Source organism: Rhodococcus sp. ACS1, assembly GCF_002300155.1.
GTDB lineage: Bacteria > Actinomycetota > Actinomycetes > Mycobacteriales > Mycobacteriaceae > Rhodococcus_F > Rhodococcus_F koreensis.
Map to the genome: position 1 here is coordinate 713,722 of NZ_NSDZ01000001.1, position 14,585 is coordinate 728,306.

General features: G+C 70.1%; 13 protein-coding genes. 4 read left to right on the forward strand and 9 right to left on the reverse strand.

Annotated elements, in window-relative coordinates:
- Window positions 1–4: 4 nt before the first annotated feature.
- The gene (locus CJ179_RS03350; protein ID WP_072942395.1) at window positions 5–2,110 is read left to right on the forward strand and encodes a fructose-specific PTS transporter subunit EIIC; all 2,106 of its coding nucleotides are present in this window, start codon (window positions 5–7) and stop codon (window positions 2,108–2,110) included.
- A 57-nt stretch (window positions 2,111–2,167) separates the two neighbouring features.
- Window positions 2,168–2,425: an HPr family phosphocarrier protein gene (locus tag CJ179_RS03355; RefSeq protein ID WP_005240765.1), complete on the forward strand. Its 258-nt coding sequence runs from the start codon at window positions 2,168–2,170 to the stop codon at window positions 2,423–2,425.
- A gap of 15 nt (window positions 2,426–2,440) precedes the next feature.
- Here the strand turns inward: CJ179_RS03355 and CJ179_RS03360 are convergent, their stop codons facing one another.
- The 7 genes from CJ179_RS03360 to CJ179_RS03390 form a co-directional block, all read right to left on the reverse strand.
- On the reverse strand, window positions 2,441–3,763 hold the full coding sequence (locus CJ179_RS03360; RefSeq protein ID WP_095860690.1) for an esterase family protein: 1,323 nt from the start codon (window positions 3,761–3,763) through the stop codon (window positions 2,441–2,443).
- A 69-nt stretch (window positions 3,764–3,832) separates the two neighbouring features.
- The gene (locus CJ179_RS03365; protein ID WP_072942398.1) at window positions 3,833–4,948 is read right to left on the reverse strand and encodes a hypothetical protein; all 1,116 of its coding nucleotides are present in this window, start codon (window positions 4,946–4,948) and stop codon (window positions 3,833–3,835) included.
- Window positions 4,941–6,395 (reverse strand): GTPase HflX, encoded by a 1,455-nt coding sequence (hflX, locus tag CJ179_RS03370; RefSeq protein ID WP_072942400.1) that lies wholly within the window; start codon window positions 6,393–6,395, stop codon window positions 4,941–4,943. The genes CJ179_RS03365 and hflX overlap by 8 nt, the downstream gene beginning before the upstream one ends.
- 58 nt (window positions 6,396–6,453) lie before the next feature.
- Window positions 6,454–7,323 (reverse strand): diaminopimelate epimerase, encoded by an 870-nt coding sequence (gene dapF / locus CJ179_RS03375; RefSeq protein ID WP_095861047.1) that lies wholly within the window; start codon window positions 7,321–7,323, stop codon window positions 6,454–6,456.
- Window positions 7,324–7,431: 108 nt separating this feature from the next.
- Window positions 7,432–8,280 (reverse strand): RNA methyltransferase, encoded by an 849-nt coding sequence (locus CJ179_RS03380; RefSeq protein ID WP_072942402.1) that lies wholly within the window; start codon window positions 8,278–8,280, stop codon window positions 7,432–7,434.
- Window positions 8,277–9,206 carry a tRNA (adenosine(37)-N6)-dimethylallyltransferase MiaA gene (miaA, locus tag CJ179_RS03385; protein WP_174705495.1) on the reverse strand — a complete coding sequence of 310 codons (930 nt, stop codon included), beginning with the start codon at window positions 9,204–9,206 and terminating at the stop codon, window positions 8,277–8,279. Before miaA ends, CJ179_RS03380 begins: the two co-directional genes overlap by 4 nt.
- A complete protein-coding gene (locus CJ179_RS03390) occupies window positions 9,203–9,919 on the reverse strand; it encodes a class III extradiol dioxygenase subunit B-like domain-containing protein (RefSeq protein WP_095860691.1) in 717 nt (238 codons plus the stop codon). The genes miaA and CJ179_RS03390 overlap by 4 nt, the downstream gene beginning before the upstream one ends.
- 203 nt (window positions 9,920–10,122) lie before the next feature.
- Between CJ179_RS03390 and CJ179_RS03395 the strand changes: the two genes are divergently transcribed.
- Window positions 10,123–11,508 carry a DUF349 domain-containing protein gene (locus CJ179_RS03395; RefSeq protein ID WP_072942408.1) on the forward strand — a complete coding sequence of 462 codons (1,386 nt, stop codon included), beginning with the start codon at window positions 10,123–10,125 and terminating at the stop codon, window positions 11,506–11,508.
- A 6-nt stretch (window positions 11,509–11,514) separates the two neighbouring features.
- On the opposite strand, the gene CJ179_RS03400 is transcribed toward CJ179_RS03395, so the two are convergent.
- Together CJ179_RS03400 and miaB are read right to left on the reverse strand one after the other, a co-directional pair.
- Window positions 11,515–12,114 carry a hypothetical protein gene (locus CJ179_RS03400; RefSeq protein ID WP_095860692.1) on the reverse strand — a complete coding sequence of 200 codons (600 nt, stop codon included), beginning with the start codon at window positions 12,112–12,114 and terminating at the stop codon, window positions 11,515–11,517.
- Window positions 12,111–13,628, reverse strand: a complete 1,518-nt coding sequence (miaB, locus tag CJ179_RS03405; protein WP_072942411.1) for a tRNA (N6-isopentenyl adenosine(37)-C2)-methylthiotransferase MiaB — start codon at window positions 13,626–13,628, stop codon at window positions 12,111–12,113. The genes CJ179_RS03400 and miaB overlap by 4 nt, the downstream gene beginning before the upstream one ends.
- Window positions 13,629–13,837: 209 nt before the next feature.
- Between miaB and gluA the strand changes: the two genes are divergently transcribed.
- Window positions 13,838–14,566: a glutamate ABC transporter ATP-binding protein GluA gene (gluA, locus tag CJ179_RS03410; protein ID WP_083395905.1), complete on the forward strand. Its 729-nt coding sequence runs from the start codon at window positions 13,838–13,840 to the stop codon at window positions 14,564–14,566.
- Window positions 14,567–14,585 lie beyond the last annotated feature (19 nt).

Genomic DNA, 14,585 nt, shown 5'->3' on the forward strand with positions numbered 1-14,585 from the left:
CACCATGTCTCACTCGACACCCGACCGCGATTCGGGGCCGCAGATCATCAGCGAAGATCTGATCTCCCTGGACACCGACCTCGGAGCCTCCAAGGAGGACGTGATCTCCGCGCTCTCCCAGCGTCTCGCGGACGCCGGTCGCGCCACCGAAGCGGACGCTCTCCGCGATGCCGCGCTGGCGCGTGAATCACAATCGGCGACAGGACTTCCCGGCGGGATCGCGATCCCGCACTGCCGCTCGGAGGCCGTCGTGGCGGCGTCTCTCGGATTCGCCCGGCTCGCCCCGAAGGTCGACTTCGGCGCCCCCGACGGACCCGCCGATCTGGTGTTCCTCATCGCCGCACCCGAGGGTGCGGGCGCGGAGCACATGAAGCTGCTGTCCTCGCTCGCCCGGGCGCTGGTACGCCCGGCCTTCGTCGGCGCCCTGCGTGATGCGAAGACCCCCGCCGAGATCGTCACCCTGGTCAACGACGTCCTGGCCCCCGCGCCCGCCGCCGCACCTGCTGCCGCGACGGCCACTGCAGCACCCGCCGCCGCTGCGGCCGCGGCTGCTGCCCCGGCTCCGGCAACGACGCCCGAACCGGTCGCCCCGGAGAAGGAACCGGAGCCCGAGGCGGGGCCGAAGCACATCGTCGCGGTCACGGCCTGCCCGACCGGCATCGCCCACACGTACATGGCGGCCGACTCGCTCGTCGCCGCCGGCGAACGCGCGGGCGTCGTCGTTCACGTGGAGACGCAGGGTTCGAGCGGAAGTACACCGCTGGCACCCGGAGTGATCGCGGGCGCGTCCGCCGTCATCTTCGCCACCGACGTCGGGGTGAAGGGCAAGGAGCGCTTCGCAGGCAAGCCGGTGGTGGCGTCGGGCGTCAAGCGCGCGATCAACGAACCCGACACCATGATCACCGAGGCGCTGCGCGCGGGCATGAACCCGTCCGCGGCGACCGTGGACGCGGGGAGCGCGGGCAGTGCCGCGGACGAGCCGGCCGGGTCGGTCGGCTGGGGCACCCACCTGCGTCAGGTGCTGCTCACCGGTGTCAGTTACATGATCCCGTTCGTCGCCGCGGGTGGTCTGCTGATCGCCCTCGGGTTCCTGCTCGGCGGCTACGAGATCTCCGGTCCCGCGGAGGACATCGTCCTCAACAACTCCCTCGGCCAACTCCCCGACGGTGGCCTGACGACGTACCTGGGCGCCGTGCTGTTCCAGCTGGGTTCGCTGGCGTTCAGCTTCCTCGTCCCCGCGCTGGCCGGTTACATCGCCTTCGCGATCGCCGACCGGCCCGGCCTGGCGCCGGGCTTCACCGCGGGTGCGGTGGCGGTCTTCGTCGGCGGCGGATTCATCGGAGGCCTCGTCGGCGGTCTGATCGCCGGTATCGTCGCGCTGTGGATCAGCCGGATCCCGGTGCCCCAGTGGTTGCGCGGCCTGATGCCCGTGGTGATCATCCCGCTGTTCGCGACGCTGATCGTCGGCGCACTCATGTTCCTGGTCCTCGGCCGACCGCTCGCCGCGATCACGAACGGCCTGACGGACTGGCTCAACGGACTGTCCGGCAGCTCCGTCATCTTCCTCGGCATCATCCTCGGACTGATGATGTGCTTCGACCTCGGAGGCCCGGTCAACAAGGCCGCATACGCGTTCGCGGTGGCCGGCCTCAACGTCAACGACCCCGCCTCGCTGCGGATCATGGCGGCCGTGATGGCTGCGGGCATGGTCCCGCCGCTGGCGATGGCCCTCGCATCGACCGTCCTGCGTCCCAGCCTGTTCAGCGAGGCGGAACGGGAGAACGGCAAGGCGGCCTGGCTCCTCGGCTCGGCGTTCATCTCGGAAGGCGCCATTCCGTTCGCCGCCGCCGACCCGCTGCGCGTCATCCCCTCGATGATGGCCGGCGGCGCCGTCACCGGCGCCCTGATCATGGCGTTCGACGTCACCCTCAGCGCACCGCACGGCGGAATCTTCGTCTTCTTCGCCATCGGCAACCTGCTGTGGTTCCTGGTGTCGCTGGCCGCCGGTGTCGTCGTCGCCGCCCTGTGCGTCGTCGGTGCGAAGGAATTCATCAAGCCCGGCGCGTCCGACGCCGAACTCGACCCCGACGTTGCGACAGTCGCAGCGTAAGAGAAACAGATCGCCCCGCTCGACCCGCACCAACCCCACCGACAGAGGAGAGAGTCCATGCCCAGCACCACAGTCGCCGTCGGTTCGTCCATCGGCCTGCACGCCCGTCCCGCCGCCGTCATCGCCGAAGCGGTTGCCGCCGCCGGTGTGCCCGTCACGCTGGCCGTGGCGGACAGTGAACCCGTGGACGCCGGTTCCGCACTGCTCATCATGACGCTCGGCGCCACCAAGGGCACCGACGTCACCGTGACCAGCGACGACGCCGACGCCGTCGAGAAGGTCGCGCAGCTCGTGGCGGCCGATCTCGACGCTTGACCGGTACCCGGCCCGTCAGCTGGTGAGCCCCAGCTGACGGCCGGTCCAGTCCATCTCGCGTTCGAGTGCCGCACTCCAGGTGGCGCCCTCGTGGCCACCGGGAAGCTCGTAGTACCGCACGTTCAGACCGGCCGCCCGCGCGGCAGCGAACATCCGCTGCTGCTGCGGGCGGTATTCGTCGTCGGCGGCCCCGGCCACGAACACCCCGGTCAACTCCGGGAACTGTCGTGTCTTCAGCACGTCAGCCGGATTGACCGCCGCGAACGCGTGCTCGTCGCCGCCGAATGTCGCCGCGACCGTCCCCGCGTGATCGCCGAGCGAGGGCTCGTCCTGACCGAGGAAATCGAGGAAGGTCGGGAAGATCCGCGGATAGTTCACCGCCAGCTGGATCGAGCAGGTCCCGCCGTAGGAGAATCCGCCGATCGCCCACTGTGCCGGATCGTGCGACACCTGCAGGGACGTCTCGATCCAGGCGGGCACGTCGCGGGCCACGTAGGTGGCGGCGTTGCCGAGCGCCGAATCGAGGCACAGCGGATTCGCGTCCTGCGAGCCCAGCGCGTCGATCACCACGACGACCGGTGCGAGTCCGTCGTGCCGTGCGGCATACGCGTCCACGGTGGATCCCAGTCGTCCGCTGCTGAACCAGTCCTGGGGCCGCCCCGGCTGTCCCGCGATCATCACCAGGACGGGGAGCACCGCCCGGGGCGACGTCAGGTACGCCGGCGGCAGGTACAGCACGGCCGGCCGGGCCGCGAATCCGGATTCGGTGCCCGGGATCTCCACTTCCGTCACCACACCGGAGCCGGGTGTGCGCACCGGACGTGTCCACGCCGAGTCCAGCGGGGTCCCCGACTGCACCGCGTCCTCGAACCCGGGGACGTCACCGAACGACACCGGCTGCACGCTCGTCGGTGGACGGTGCCCCACCAGCGAGCCGACGGTCGGGAAGACGCCGACCTCCGCGTTGACCTGGCCCACCGCCGCGGCCGCGGCTGCGGCAGCCGCGACAGCGATCACCCCGGCCCGCCGGACTCCGGGTTTCCGGAGCAGGAGCGCCGCGGCGAAGACGAGGATTCCGACGGCGAGCCAGATCCAGATGTACCCGGTGAGGGGTATCTGGTTGGGCAGCGGACGGTACGCCGCCCACACGGCGCCTCCGATCACGGCGGTCACGGGCACCGCGACCGCCGCTGCGCCGACGACCGGACGTCTGGCGGAACGAGTCACTGCGAGCAACACGACGAGGCCCACCATCACGGCCGCCGTCGACGCGGCCCGGGCGCGACCGTGCTCGAGCGACAGGTGGGCGATACGCGACAACAACTCGTGGGCCTGCACAGCGCACAGTATTCACACCGCGTCACCCACCGAAAGAATCAGGCTCGCAACATTTCTCGCAAATCAGACCTATCGGGCACGACGGCGGACGAGAGAGCCGGCGACCACGGCGAGCACGACCACGCCGCCGGCGACGCCGATCCCCCACGCCGTTCCCGGCGACTGCGTCGACGCCTCGTCCGAAACGGCCTGGGCACGGGCCTGATCCTGCACCCTCGACACCGCCCCGGGCAGCACCCGAATCGGTGGAACGGGTCCCTCCCGGGCCTCGGAGGCGATCAACAGGTCGCCGTTCTCTGTGAACGCGACCGACTCCCCCTGCGGCTGCTCCGGCACGTGGGCGCGCACGGCGGGTCCGGCCGCGAACGCCGCCGCCAGGTCGCCGTCCGGGGCGGAGAACAGGAACACATCGGAGTAGCTGCGCACGGCGGCGACGGTCCCGTCGGCGGACACGGCCCCGCCGGTGAACATCGTCGAATGCACGGCCGGGGCCGTGGTGCCGCTGCCGGTGGTCGCGTCGTCGACGCCGTTCGTCGCCGAGACGTCCAGCGTTCCGACCTTCTCCAGCGGGGTCGGGCCGGGGCTCGCGAGATCGCCCACGGCGACACCCCCGACGGGCCGGTACACGTTGCCCGCCCCGAACACTTCCTTCGTGACGATCAGCGGGGTGCCGTCGCGCTGGACGAGGACGGTCTCGGCATCGTGGGGGCCGTCCGGATACGTCAGCCGATGCAGTTCTCCCGCGCCCGTATCACGGTCCATCGCGATCAACGCCACCGTCTCGCGCCGGCGTCCGTTGTCGCCGGTGTCGGCCAGCCACAGCCGGCCGTCGGAGCCGGAGGCCATGTCCTCGACGTCGTACGGATCGACCGGCAGCGGAAGCCAGCGCTGTACGGCGCAGTTCCCGTCCATCACCGCGACCGCGCGGTCGGACCCGCTGTCGCCGACCGCGTAGAGCAGCCCGCCGGCCGACACGAGCCCCGACAGCTCCTCGAGCGAGGCCTCGTCCGGGGTGCCGACCGCGGAATCGTCGGGAGTGCACAGCGGACCGAACTCCGACGCGTCGACGGCGGTCTGGTCGCGGAAGAACGGCTCGGCGAATCCGGTTCCCGCCGCGGCGAGCGGTGCGCACGTCGCGAGCACGGCGACCGCCACGCGGGCGGACCACCGTGAGCGATCAGGCACTGCCGCTGTACTCGACCAGTGCCGACGCCAGCGCTTCGGGCACCCGCGCGTGGACGCGTGTGCCGTCCTCCTCGTGGGAGGAGTCGAGGATCTGACCGTCCGAGTGGATCCGGGCCATCAGATCGCCCCGGTTGTACGGGAGGAGAACGCTGACCTCGATCTCCGGGCGGACCAGGACGTCGCTCAGATGTGCACGCAACTCGGCGATGCCCTCCCCGGTCCGGGCGGAGACGAACGACGCACCGGGCAGCAGGCCACGCAGCTGGGTCAAGGTGACCGGGTCGGCGGCGTCGATCTTGTTCACCACGATGAGCTCGGGCGGTGCCGCGGCGTCGTTCTCCCGGATCACCTCGGTGATCACCTCGTGGACGGCCTTGATCTGATCCGTGGGCAGCGGATCGGAACCGTCGACGACGTGCAGCAGCAGATCCGCGTCCGTCACTTCCTCGAGCGTCGAGCGGAACGCCTCGATCAGCTGCGTCGGCAGATGCCGCACGAACCCGACGGTGTCGGTGAGGACGTATTCGCGGCCGTCGTCCAGCGCCGCCCGGCGGGTGGTGGGATCGAGGGTGGCGAACAGCGCGTTCTGCACCAGCACCCCGGACCCGGTCAACGCGTTGAGCAGGCTCGACTTGCCGGCGTTCGTGTAGCCGACGATCGCGATGGACGGGGTCTCGCTGCGCAGTCGCCTGGTGCGTTTGGTGTCGCGGGCGGCCTTCATGCCCTTGATCTCGCGACGCAGCTTGGCCATCCGCTCACGGATACGACGGCGGTCCGTCTCGATCTTGGTCTCACCGGGACCACGCAGACCCACGCCGCCGTTGCTTCCGGCGCGACCACCCGCCTGCCGGGACATCGATTCACCCCAGCCGCGCAGTCGGGGCAGCATGTATTCCATCTGGGCCAGCGCCACCTGCGCCTTGCCCTCCCTGGACGTGGCGTGCTGGGCGAAGATGTCGAGGATGAGGGCGGTCCGGTCGATGACCTTGACCTTGACGACCTTCTCCAGCGCGGTGAGCTGCGCGGGGGTGAGTTCACCGTCGCAGATGACGGTGTCGGCGCCGGTCGAGAGGACGACCTCGCGGAGTTCCTCGGCCTTGCCGGAACCGATGTAGGTGGCCGCGTCGGGTTTGTCCCGCCGCTGGACGAGGCCCTCGAGGACTTCCGATCCGGCGGTCTCGGCCAGTGCGGCGAGCTCGGCCATGCTGGATTCGGCCTGCGCCGCGGTTCCCTGGGTCCAGACACCGACGAGCACCACGCGTTCGAGGCGCAACTGCCGGTATTCGACTTCGGTGACGTCTGTGAGCTCGGTGGAGAGCCCGGCAACCCGGCGCAGCGCGCTGCGGTCCTCGAGTTGCATCTCGCCGACCGAAGGGCGCCCGTCGTCGTAGGCGAACTCAGTGGAGTCGGAGATCGGCGATTCTTCTGTGCGATGTGTTTTCGTCATACACCCTCATGATCCCACGGAATGTCGAGGGCGTGCACGTGCATTTCGCGCAGGGCGATCAGGCAAGGCCGTTCCACCAGTTGTCGTCGAGGTTCCCGGACGCCACCAGGACGGACGGTCCGCGCAACGTCGCCCGGCCCCTGGACAGCGCGACCGTGACCTGACCTCCGGGAATGCGGACATTCACCTCACCGGAATCGGCGCCGTCGAAGCGCAGCGCGGCGGTGGCCGCGGCCACCGTGCCGGTGCCGCACGACCGGGTCTCGCCGACCCCGCGCTCGTGCACCCGCATGTCCACGGCGCCGGAATCGATGCGGGTGAGGATCTCCACGTTGACGCCGTGCGGGAAGAAACCGGGATCGAAGCCGGGTGCGGCCGTCAGGTCGAGGGCCGACAGGGAGGCCGCCGTGAGATGCGCGTCGACACACGCCAGGTGCGGATTGCCGACGTCGATGCCGATGCCGTTGAACACTTTGCCGTCGATGGTCGCGGCGCTCGTTCCCAGATCCCGCACCACCCCCATGTCGACGGTGACCTCGCCGACGGAGCCGTCGGCCGAGTGCACGATCACCGGTTTGCCGCCGGCCCGGCTGCCGACCACGAACTCGTCGCGCGTCTCGAGGCCGGTCGACCGGAGGTAGTGGGCGAAGACGCGGACACCGTTGCCGCACATTTCCGCGATGGACCCGTCGGCGTTGCGGTAGTCCATGAACCAGTCGTCCTCGGACGTGCCGTCCGGGAGTTCGGCGAGCACGCCGGCAGCGGCCAGCGCACCGGCCTTGGCGACGCGCAGGATTCCGTCGGCGCCGAGTCCACGCCTGCGATCGCACAGCGCCGTCACACGCGGGGCGGACAGATCGATGCGGACGTCGGGATCCGGGAGGACCACGAAGTCGTTCTCGGTGCCGTGTCCCTTGCTGAAATCCATGCGCACCACTCTAACCAACCGCCGAGGGAGTGCAGTTCATCTGCGCTGCCGCGGAGCGGTTCATCTGCGCTGCCGCGGAGCGGTTCATCTGCGCTGCCGCGGAGCGGTTCATCTGCGCTGCCGGGCGATTTCGTAGAGGGCGACGGCGCCGGCGGAGGGAGCACCGAGGGAACTGGCCGCGCCCCCGATCGGGATGTTGACGACCGTGTCGCAGGCGCCTCGCCACGCGGCGCTCATCCCGCGGGTCTCGTTGCCGATCACGAGCACGGTGCCGCCACCGAAGTCGTGGGCGTCGATGGTGACGGAACCGGTCTCGTCCGTCCCGACGATGTGCAGTTCGGTTCCGGACGCTCGCCGGGCGTCGCGGAACGCGAGGATCTCGTCGACGGAGGACACGGTGACGACGGGCATCGCGAAGAGCGATCCGGTGGAGGCGCGGACGCTCCGGGGGTCGAACGGGTCGGCGCCGTGGCCGACCACGACGACCGCGTCGGCGCCGAACGCGTTGGCGGAGCGGACGAGGGTGCCCAGATTTCCGGGCGAGGTGGGCCGGTCGAATACGACGATCAGGGGGACGGACTGCAGCCGCAGGTCCTTCAGTCGCGGGGCGCGGGTCTTCGCGACCGCGATCAGTTCCGGCGCGGTGTCGGTCTTCTCGCCGAGTTCGGCCATCAGTTCGGCGCTGACACCGATCTGTTCGACGGATCGGGTCGCGAGTAGTTCCCGCGCCCAGTCGGACAGCGGTGGGCCGTCGATGCGGTGCAGCAGCGATTCGATCGGCCAGTCGTGTTCCAGGGCGAGGTTGAGGGGGCGCACACCCTGGATCAGGAAGCGTCCCGCCTTCGTCCGTTTGGCACGGTTGGTGAGGTACGACTGCCATTGCTGGAAGCGGGCGTTGCGGGTGGTCACCAGCACGGACGAGGCCGGACGGTGCCGTGCGGACGGTGTTCGGCTCATCGTTCTCCCAGTGTTCGCGTCTCGTCGAGGGTGCGGATCGTGGCGTCCGCGAGGTCGGGGGTGTTTCCGTCGACCCAGTGGATGCGGGGGTCGCGGCGGAACCAGGACCGTTGCCTGCGCACGTAGCGCCGGGTGCCGATGAACGTGCGTTCCTCCGCCTCGGCCAGGTCGTATTCGCCGTCGAGCCAGGCGAGGACCTGTGCGTAGCCGATGGCCCGGGGCGCGGTGACGCCCTCCCGCAGTCCCACGTCGATCAGCCCGCGCACCTCGTCGACGAGTCCCTGTTCGAACATCAGCCGGGTGCGGAGCCGGATCCGGTCGTCGAGTGCGGCGGTGTCGCGGTCGACGCCGACGATGTGTGTGCCCCAGCGCGGTTCGCCGATGCGCGGGGCGGACGCCGCGAACGGCCTGCCCGTGATCTCGACGACTTCGAGGGCCCGGACCAGGCGCCTGCCGTCGGTGGGGAGGATCGACGCGGCGGCGTCGGGATCCACCCGGCTCAGCTCGGCGTGGACGGCCGCGACGCCCTTCTCGGCGAGGACGGCTTCCCACCGCGCCCGTACCGACGCGTCGGTGGCGGGGAAGCTCCACTCGTCGAGCAGCGACTGCACATACATCATCGATCCGCCGACGATGACCGGCACGGCGCCGCGGGCGGCGATCGCCTCCACGTCGCGGACCGCGGCCTGCTGATAGTTCGCGACGGTGGCCGTCTGCGTCACGTCGAGCACGTCGAGTTGGTGATGCGGAATTCCGCGGCGTTCGGCCGGGGCGAGTTTGGCGGTGCCGATGTCCATGCCCCGGTACAGCTGCATGGCGTCGATGTTGACGATTTCGCCGCCGAGGCGTTCCGCCAGGTCCAGCGCGAGATCCGACTTTCCGGTGGCGGTCGGTCCGACGACGGCGATCGGCACGGGTGAGGTCACGGACGCCACTCCCCCACGTGGTAGCCCACTCCGTAGGGCGCCGCGCTGTACAGCGTCCGGCAGGAGGCGGGCGCAGCGTCGAACACGCCGGCGAGGACCTGCCACGGGACGCGCCCGCCGATGCCGAGGGCGGCGCATTCGGCGGGGTCGAGGGCGAGCAGCGCCTCCCGGTCGCCGGTGTCGAGGGCCGCGTCGACACGGGCCTGCACGCCTTCCGCGCGGGGGTCGAACGCGCCCGGTGCCTTCGCGGTGAGGGTGTTCGCCCCGTCCGCGACGATCACCAGCCCGCGCGGCTCGGGGTCCCGGTCCAGAAACGCGCGCAATTCTGCGCCGTACGCGGCGCACTGCTGCGGCGACAGGTCGGCGGCGAGGATCCGCGCGTCGACGACGGCGTCCGGCGCGCACGCTCCCCGGATCCACCCGGCCGTCAGCGCCGCGAGCGGCAGGTCCGGGTCGGGTTCGCCGGCGGGACCGGGCCGCAGTGTGACCCGCACGTCGACGCCGTAGCCGCGGTAGGTGCCCTGAGCGTCGGCCGGCACCTCCACCGCGGTGGGCGCCGCGCCGATCGCCACCCATTCGGTGGCGATCGCGGACAATGCCTTCGCGGCCGCCTGGACCGCGTCCCGCAGCGGCGCCGTCTCCGCAGCGGCCGCCCCGGTCAGTTCGGGTACCAGCAGCGGTGGGGACGGCACGAGGATGGCGGCGGTGAACACACAGTCACGCTAGTCGACCGCGGGCACGGACCCGACATCCGATTCGGGCACTGCCGTCAATCGGTACCAACACGGACCGTCCGACCTGATTCAATAGTCCACAGGGCCCGTACCGGGTTGAATGGAGCCAGCACCCGTCCCGGGTCGTATGGAGCCAGTATTGCGTTCAGGCAGCCGTGACGCGCGGCAGAGATGAGGAACCGATGACCGACAGCAGCGACGCGAAGCCCGCCGTGGAGCCTGCCGCTCAGCAGCACGACACACCGAAGCCCAGCGTCCCGAAGCCGGGCGCGGCCGCGAAACCGGGTGCACCCAAGCCCCACCCCACACCGACGCATGCCCTCTCCGCCCCCGCCGTCGCCGCCCCCGCCCACAGTGATCCGAGCGAGTTCGGCCGCGTCGACGACGACGGCACCGCCTGGGTGAAGACCGCGGACGGTGAACGGCAGATCGGGTCGTGGCAGGCCGGAGACGCGGCGGAAGGCCTGGCGCATTTCGGTCGGCGCTTCGACGATCTCGCCACCGAAGTGGCCCTCCTCGAGGCCCGGCTCAATTCCGGTGCGGGCGACGCGAAGAAGACGAAGGCCGCCGCGACCGCGCTCGCCGAGTCGCTCCCGACCGCCGCGGTGATCGGTGACGTCGACTCGCTCTCCGCGCGACTCGACGTGATCATCGCCGGATCCGACGAGGCGGCCGCCCACGCCAAGCACGAGAAGGAACTGTCGCGGCAGGCGCACACCGAACGCAAGGAAGAACTGGCCGCCGAGGCGGAACAGATCGGTGCCGAGTCCACGCAGTGGAAGGCCGCCGGCGACCGGTTGCGCGAGATCCTGGACGAGTGGAAGACGATCCGCGGGATCGACCGGAAGGTCGACGACGCCCTGTGGAAGCGGTATTCCAAGGCGCGGGAGGCGTTCAACCGGCGCCGCGGCGCGCATTTCGCCGAACTCGACCGTGAGCGCGCCGCCGCCAAGACCAAGAAGGAAGAACTCGTCGAGCGGGCGGAGGCACTGTCCGACTCCACCGACTGGGGTCCCACGGCCGGAGCCTTCCGCGATCTGCTCGCCGAGTGGAAGGCCGCCGGACGCGCGCCGCGGGAAGCCGACGACAACCTGTGGAGGCGGTTCAAGGGCGCTCAGGACGTGTTCTTCGCCGCCCGCAACGCCGCGTCCTCCGAACGCGACGCCGAGTTCGAGGAGAACGCGGTCGCCAAGGAGGAGTTGCTGAAGAACGCCGGCCACATCGATCCGTCCAAGGACATCGACGGGGCGAGGGCCGCCCTCCGCGACCTGCAGGAGAAGTGGGACGCCATCGGGAAGGTGCCCCGCGAGCGGATGCACGACCTCGAGGGCAAGCTGCGGGCCATCGAGAAGCGGGTCCGCGACGCCGCCGACGAGGAATGGCGCCGCACCGACCCGGAGGCGCTCGCCCGGGCCGCGCAGTTCCGGGAGCGGGTCACGCAGTTCGAGGAGCAGGCCGCCAAGGCCTCTGCGGCGGGCAAGACGAAGGACGCCGAGAGCGCCCTCGCCCAGGCCAAGCAGTGGCGCGAATGGGCCGAGGCGGCAGAGGGCGCCGTCAGCGGCCAGTAGGCACGATCAGCCGACGTCCCAGTCGCCGCGTCGCTCCGCTTCGGCGGCAGCGGCGCGGCGTTCCTCTTCCGCGGCCAGCTGCAGCGCGGTCCGGCTCCAGACCACCTTCAGCCAGTGGAACGTGAGCACGATGACGGTGAGCCAGCCGATGATCAGGCCGATGCCCGGTCCGGCCGCTTCGACGCCCGGCGCCGGGGTCTGCCGCGACCAGATGGCGAGCATGCCGAACACGATGGACACGGCGGTTCCGGCGAGGGCCACCCACGCGAGCGCCCAGCGACGGGTGACGAGCGCCAGCATCGACACGATGACCCCGAACACCACCTCGAACCACACGAACAGCCGCGACGGCAGCGCGATCGTCTCCGCGCGGGCGTCGTCCCCGTACACCAGCACCTCCCAGCCGTTGGCGATGCCGGAATGCGGCAACGTCAGCGAGCCGAGGAGCACGACCACCGCGACCGCGACGACGAGCGCACGCGCCCCGGGGTCGATCTCACCGGCCACCTTCTTCTCGGCGGCGTCGAAATCCTTCAGGTAGCTCTCGATCGGCTCGTTCGCGTCACTCGGGTCGTCGTGGCGCTGGTCGTCGAACTGCGGGGTCATGCGTTGCATCCCATCTGAGCGGGTAGTGGTGCGGGCACCCCGATCTGCGGCAGTCCGAGTCCCACGCCGATCGGCGGGGTCTTCGGGGTGACGCCCTTCTCGAAGGAGTCGCCTGCGCGGGTGCGGCGGTGGGTCAGGACCGGGGTGTCCGCGACGAGGTGGTGCGGAGCGGCGGCGCTGATCACGATGGTGACGACGTCGCCGGGCCGGACGTTTCCGTCGAGGTTTCCCTCCGGCCGGAAGTGGACGAGCCGCCCGTCGCGGGCGCGCCCGCTCATCCGTGCGGTCTCCGCGTTCTTGCGGCCCTCCCCGGCGGCGACGAGCAGTTCCACCTCGGCGCCGACGAGCTTCTGGTTCTCCTCGAGCGTGATCTGTTCCTGCAACGCGATGAGACGTTCGTACCGTTCCTGCACGACGGCCTTGGGCAGCTGGTCGTCCATGTCCGCTGCCGGGGTGCCGGGACGCTTGGAGTACTGGAAGGTGAACGCGCTGGTGAAGCGCGCCTGCCGGACGACGTCGAGCGTGTCCTGGAAGTCTTCCTCGGTCTCACCGGGGAAGCCCACGATGATGTCGGTGGTGATCGCCGCGTGCGGCATCGCGGTGCGGACCTTCTCGATGATCCCCAGGAACCGCGACTTCCGGTAGGAGCGGCGCATCGCCTTCAGGACGCGGTCCGAACCGGACTGCAGCGGCATGTGCAGCTGCGGGCACACGTTGGGGGTCTCGGCCATCGCCTCGATGACGTCGTCGGTGAACTCGGCCGGGTGCGGGGACGTGAAGCGGACGCGCTCGAGCCCGTCGATCTCGCCGCACGCGCGCAGCAGCGCGGCGAAGGCGCCGCGGTCGCGGGGCTGGTCGGGGTCGGCGAAGGAGACGCCGTATGCGTTGACGTTCTGCCCGAGCAGCGTGACCTCGACGACGCCCTCGTTCACCAGGGCCTGCACCTCGGCCAGGATGTCGCCGGGCCGCCGGTCGACTTCCTTGCCGCGCAGGGCGGGGACGATGCAGAACGTGCACGTGTTGTTGCATCCCACCGAGATGGACACCCAGCCGGCGTACGCCGACTCCCGCTTGGCGGGCAGCGTCGACGGAAACGCCTCGAGCGCGTCGAGGATCTCGACCTCGGCCCGCTGATTGTGGCGCGCCCGGTCCAGCAGCGCCGGGAGCGAACCGATGTTGTGGGTGCCGAACACGACGTCCACCCACGGCGCCTTCTTCACGACGACGTCGCGGTCCTTCTGCGCCAGGCACCCGCCGACCGCGATCTGCATGTCGGGGTTCTGTTCCTTCGCCGGCGCCAGATGGCTCAGGTTGCCGTACAACTTGTTGTCGGCGTTCTCCCGCACCGCGCAGGTGTTGAAGACGACGAGGTCGGGCGACTGCCCGGTGGCCGCCTTCGTGTAGCCGGCGTCCTCGAGGAGCCCCGACAGCCGCTCGGAGTCGTGCACGTTCATCTGGCAGCCGTACGTGCGCACCTCATAGCTGCGGTGAGGGGTCTGGTCGATCGTGTCCACGTATGCCAGGGTACGGCCCGCGCCAAATCGCCTCGTCGCGGCCGGTGTGCGTCAGGACACACGACCGACGCCGGACAGTAAAGTTTCCGTGACATCCCGAGGATTCTCGGAGCAAATGACCGGTGCTCCCGCTCCCAGCACATAGGGTCTCGACTATGACGCAAGCCGACGACGCGACGCCGACGCCCTCCACGGGCGCGGCCCCGTCCATGATCTCGATGAAATCGGTGAACAAACACTTCGGCGCCCTCCACGTCCTCCAGGAGATCGACCTCGAAGTTCCTCGGGGGCAGGTCGTGATCGTCCTGGGACCGTCCGGGTCCGGGAAGTCGACGCTGTGCCGGACCATCAACCGCCTCGAGCCCATCGACTCCGGTGAGATCGCCGTGGACGGGAAGGTGCTGCCGGCCGAGGGCAAGGCCCTGGCCGCGCTGCGCGCCGACGTGGGGATGGTGTTCCAGTCGTTCAACCTGTTCGCCCACAAGACGATCCTCGAGAACGTGATGCTGGCACCGGTCAAGGTGCGGAAGAAGAGCAGCGCCGACGCGAAGAAGAAGGCCTACGAGCTTCTCGAGCGGGTCGGCATCGCCAACCAGGCGGACAAGTACCCGGCGCAGTTGTCGGGCGGTCAGCAGCAGCGTGTCGCGATCGCCCGCGCACTCGCCATGAACCCCAAGGTCATGCTGTTCGACGAGCCGACGTCCGCGCTCGACCCGGAAATGGTCAACGAAGTCCTCGACGTCATGACCTCGCTCGCCAAGGAAGGCATGACCATGCTCGTGGTGACCCACGAGATGGGCTTCGCCCGCAAGGCCGGCGACCGTGTTCTCTTCATGGCCGACGGCCAGATCGTGGAGGACTCCGAGCCCGCCACGTTCTTCACCGCTCCCAAATCCGAGCGCGCGAAGGACTTTCTCGGCAAGATTCTCAGCCACTGATCGGAGAGGGCGCCGCCGC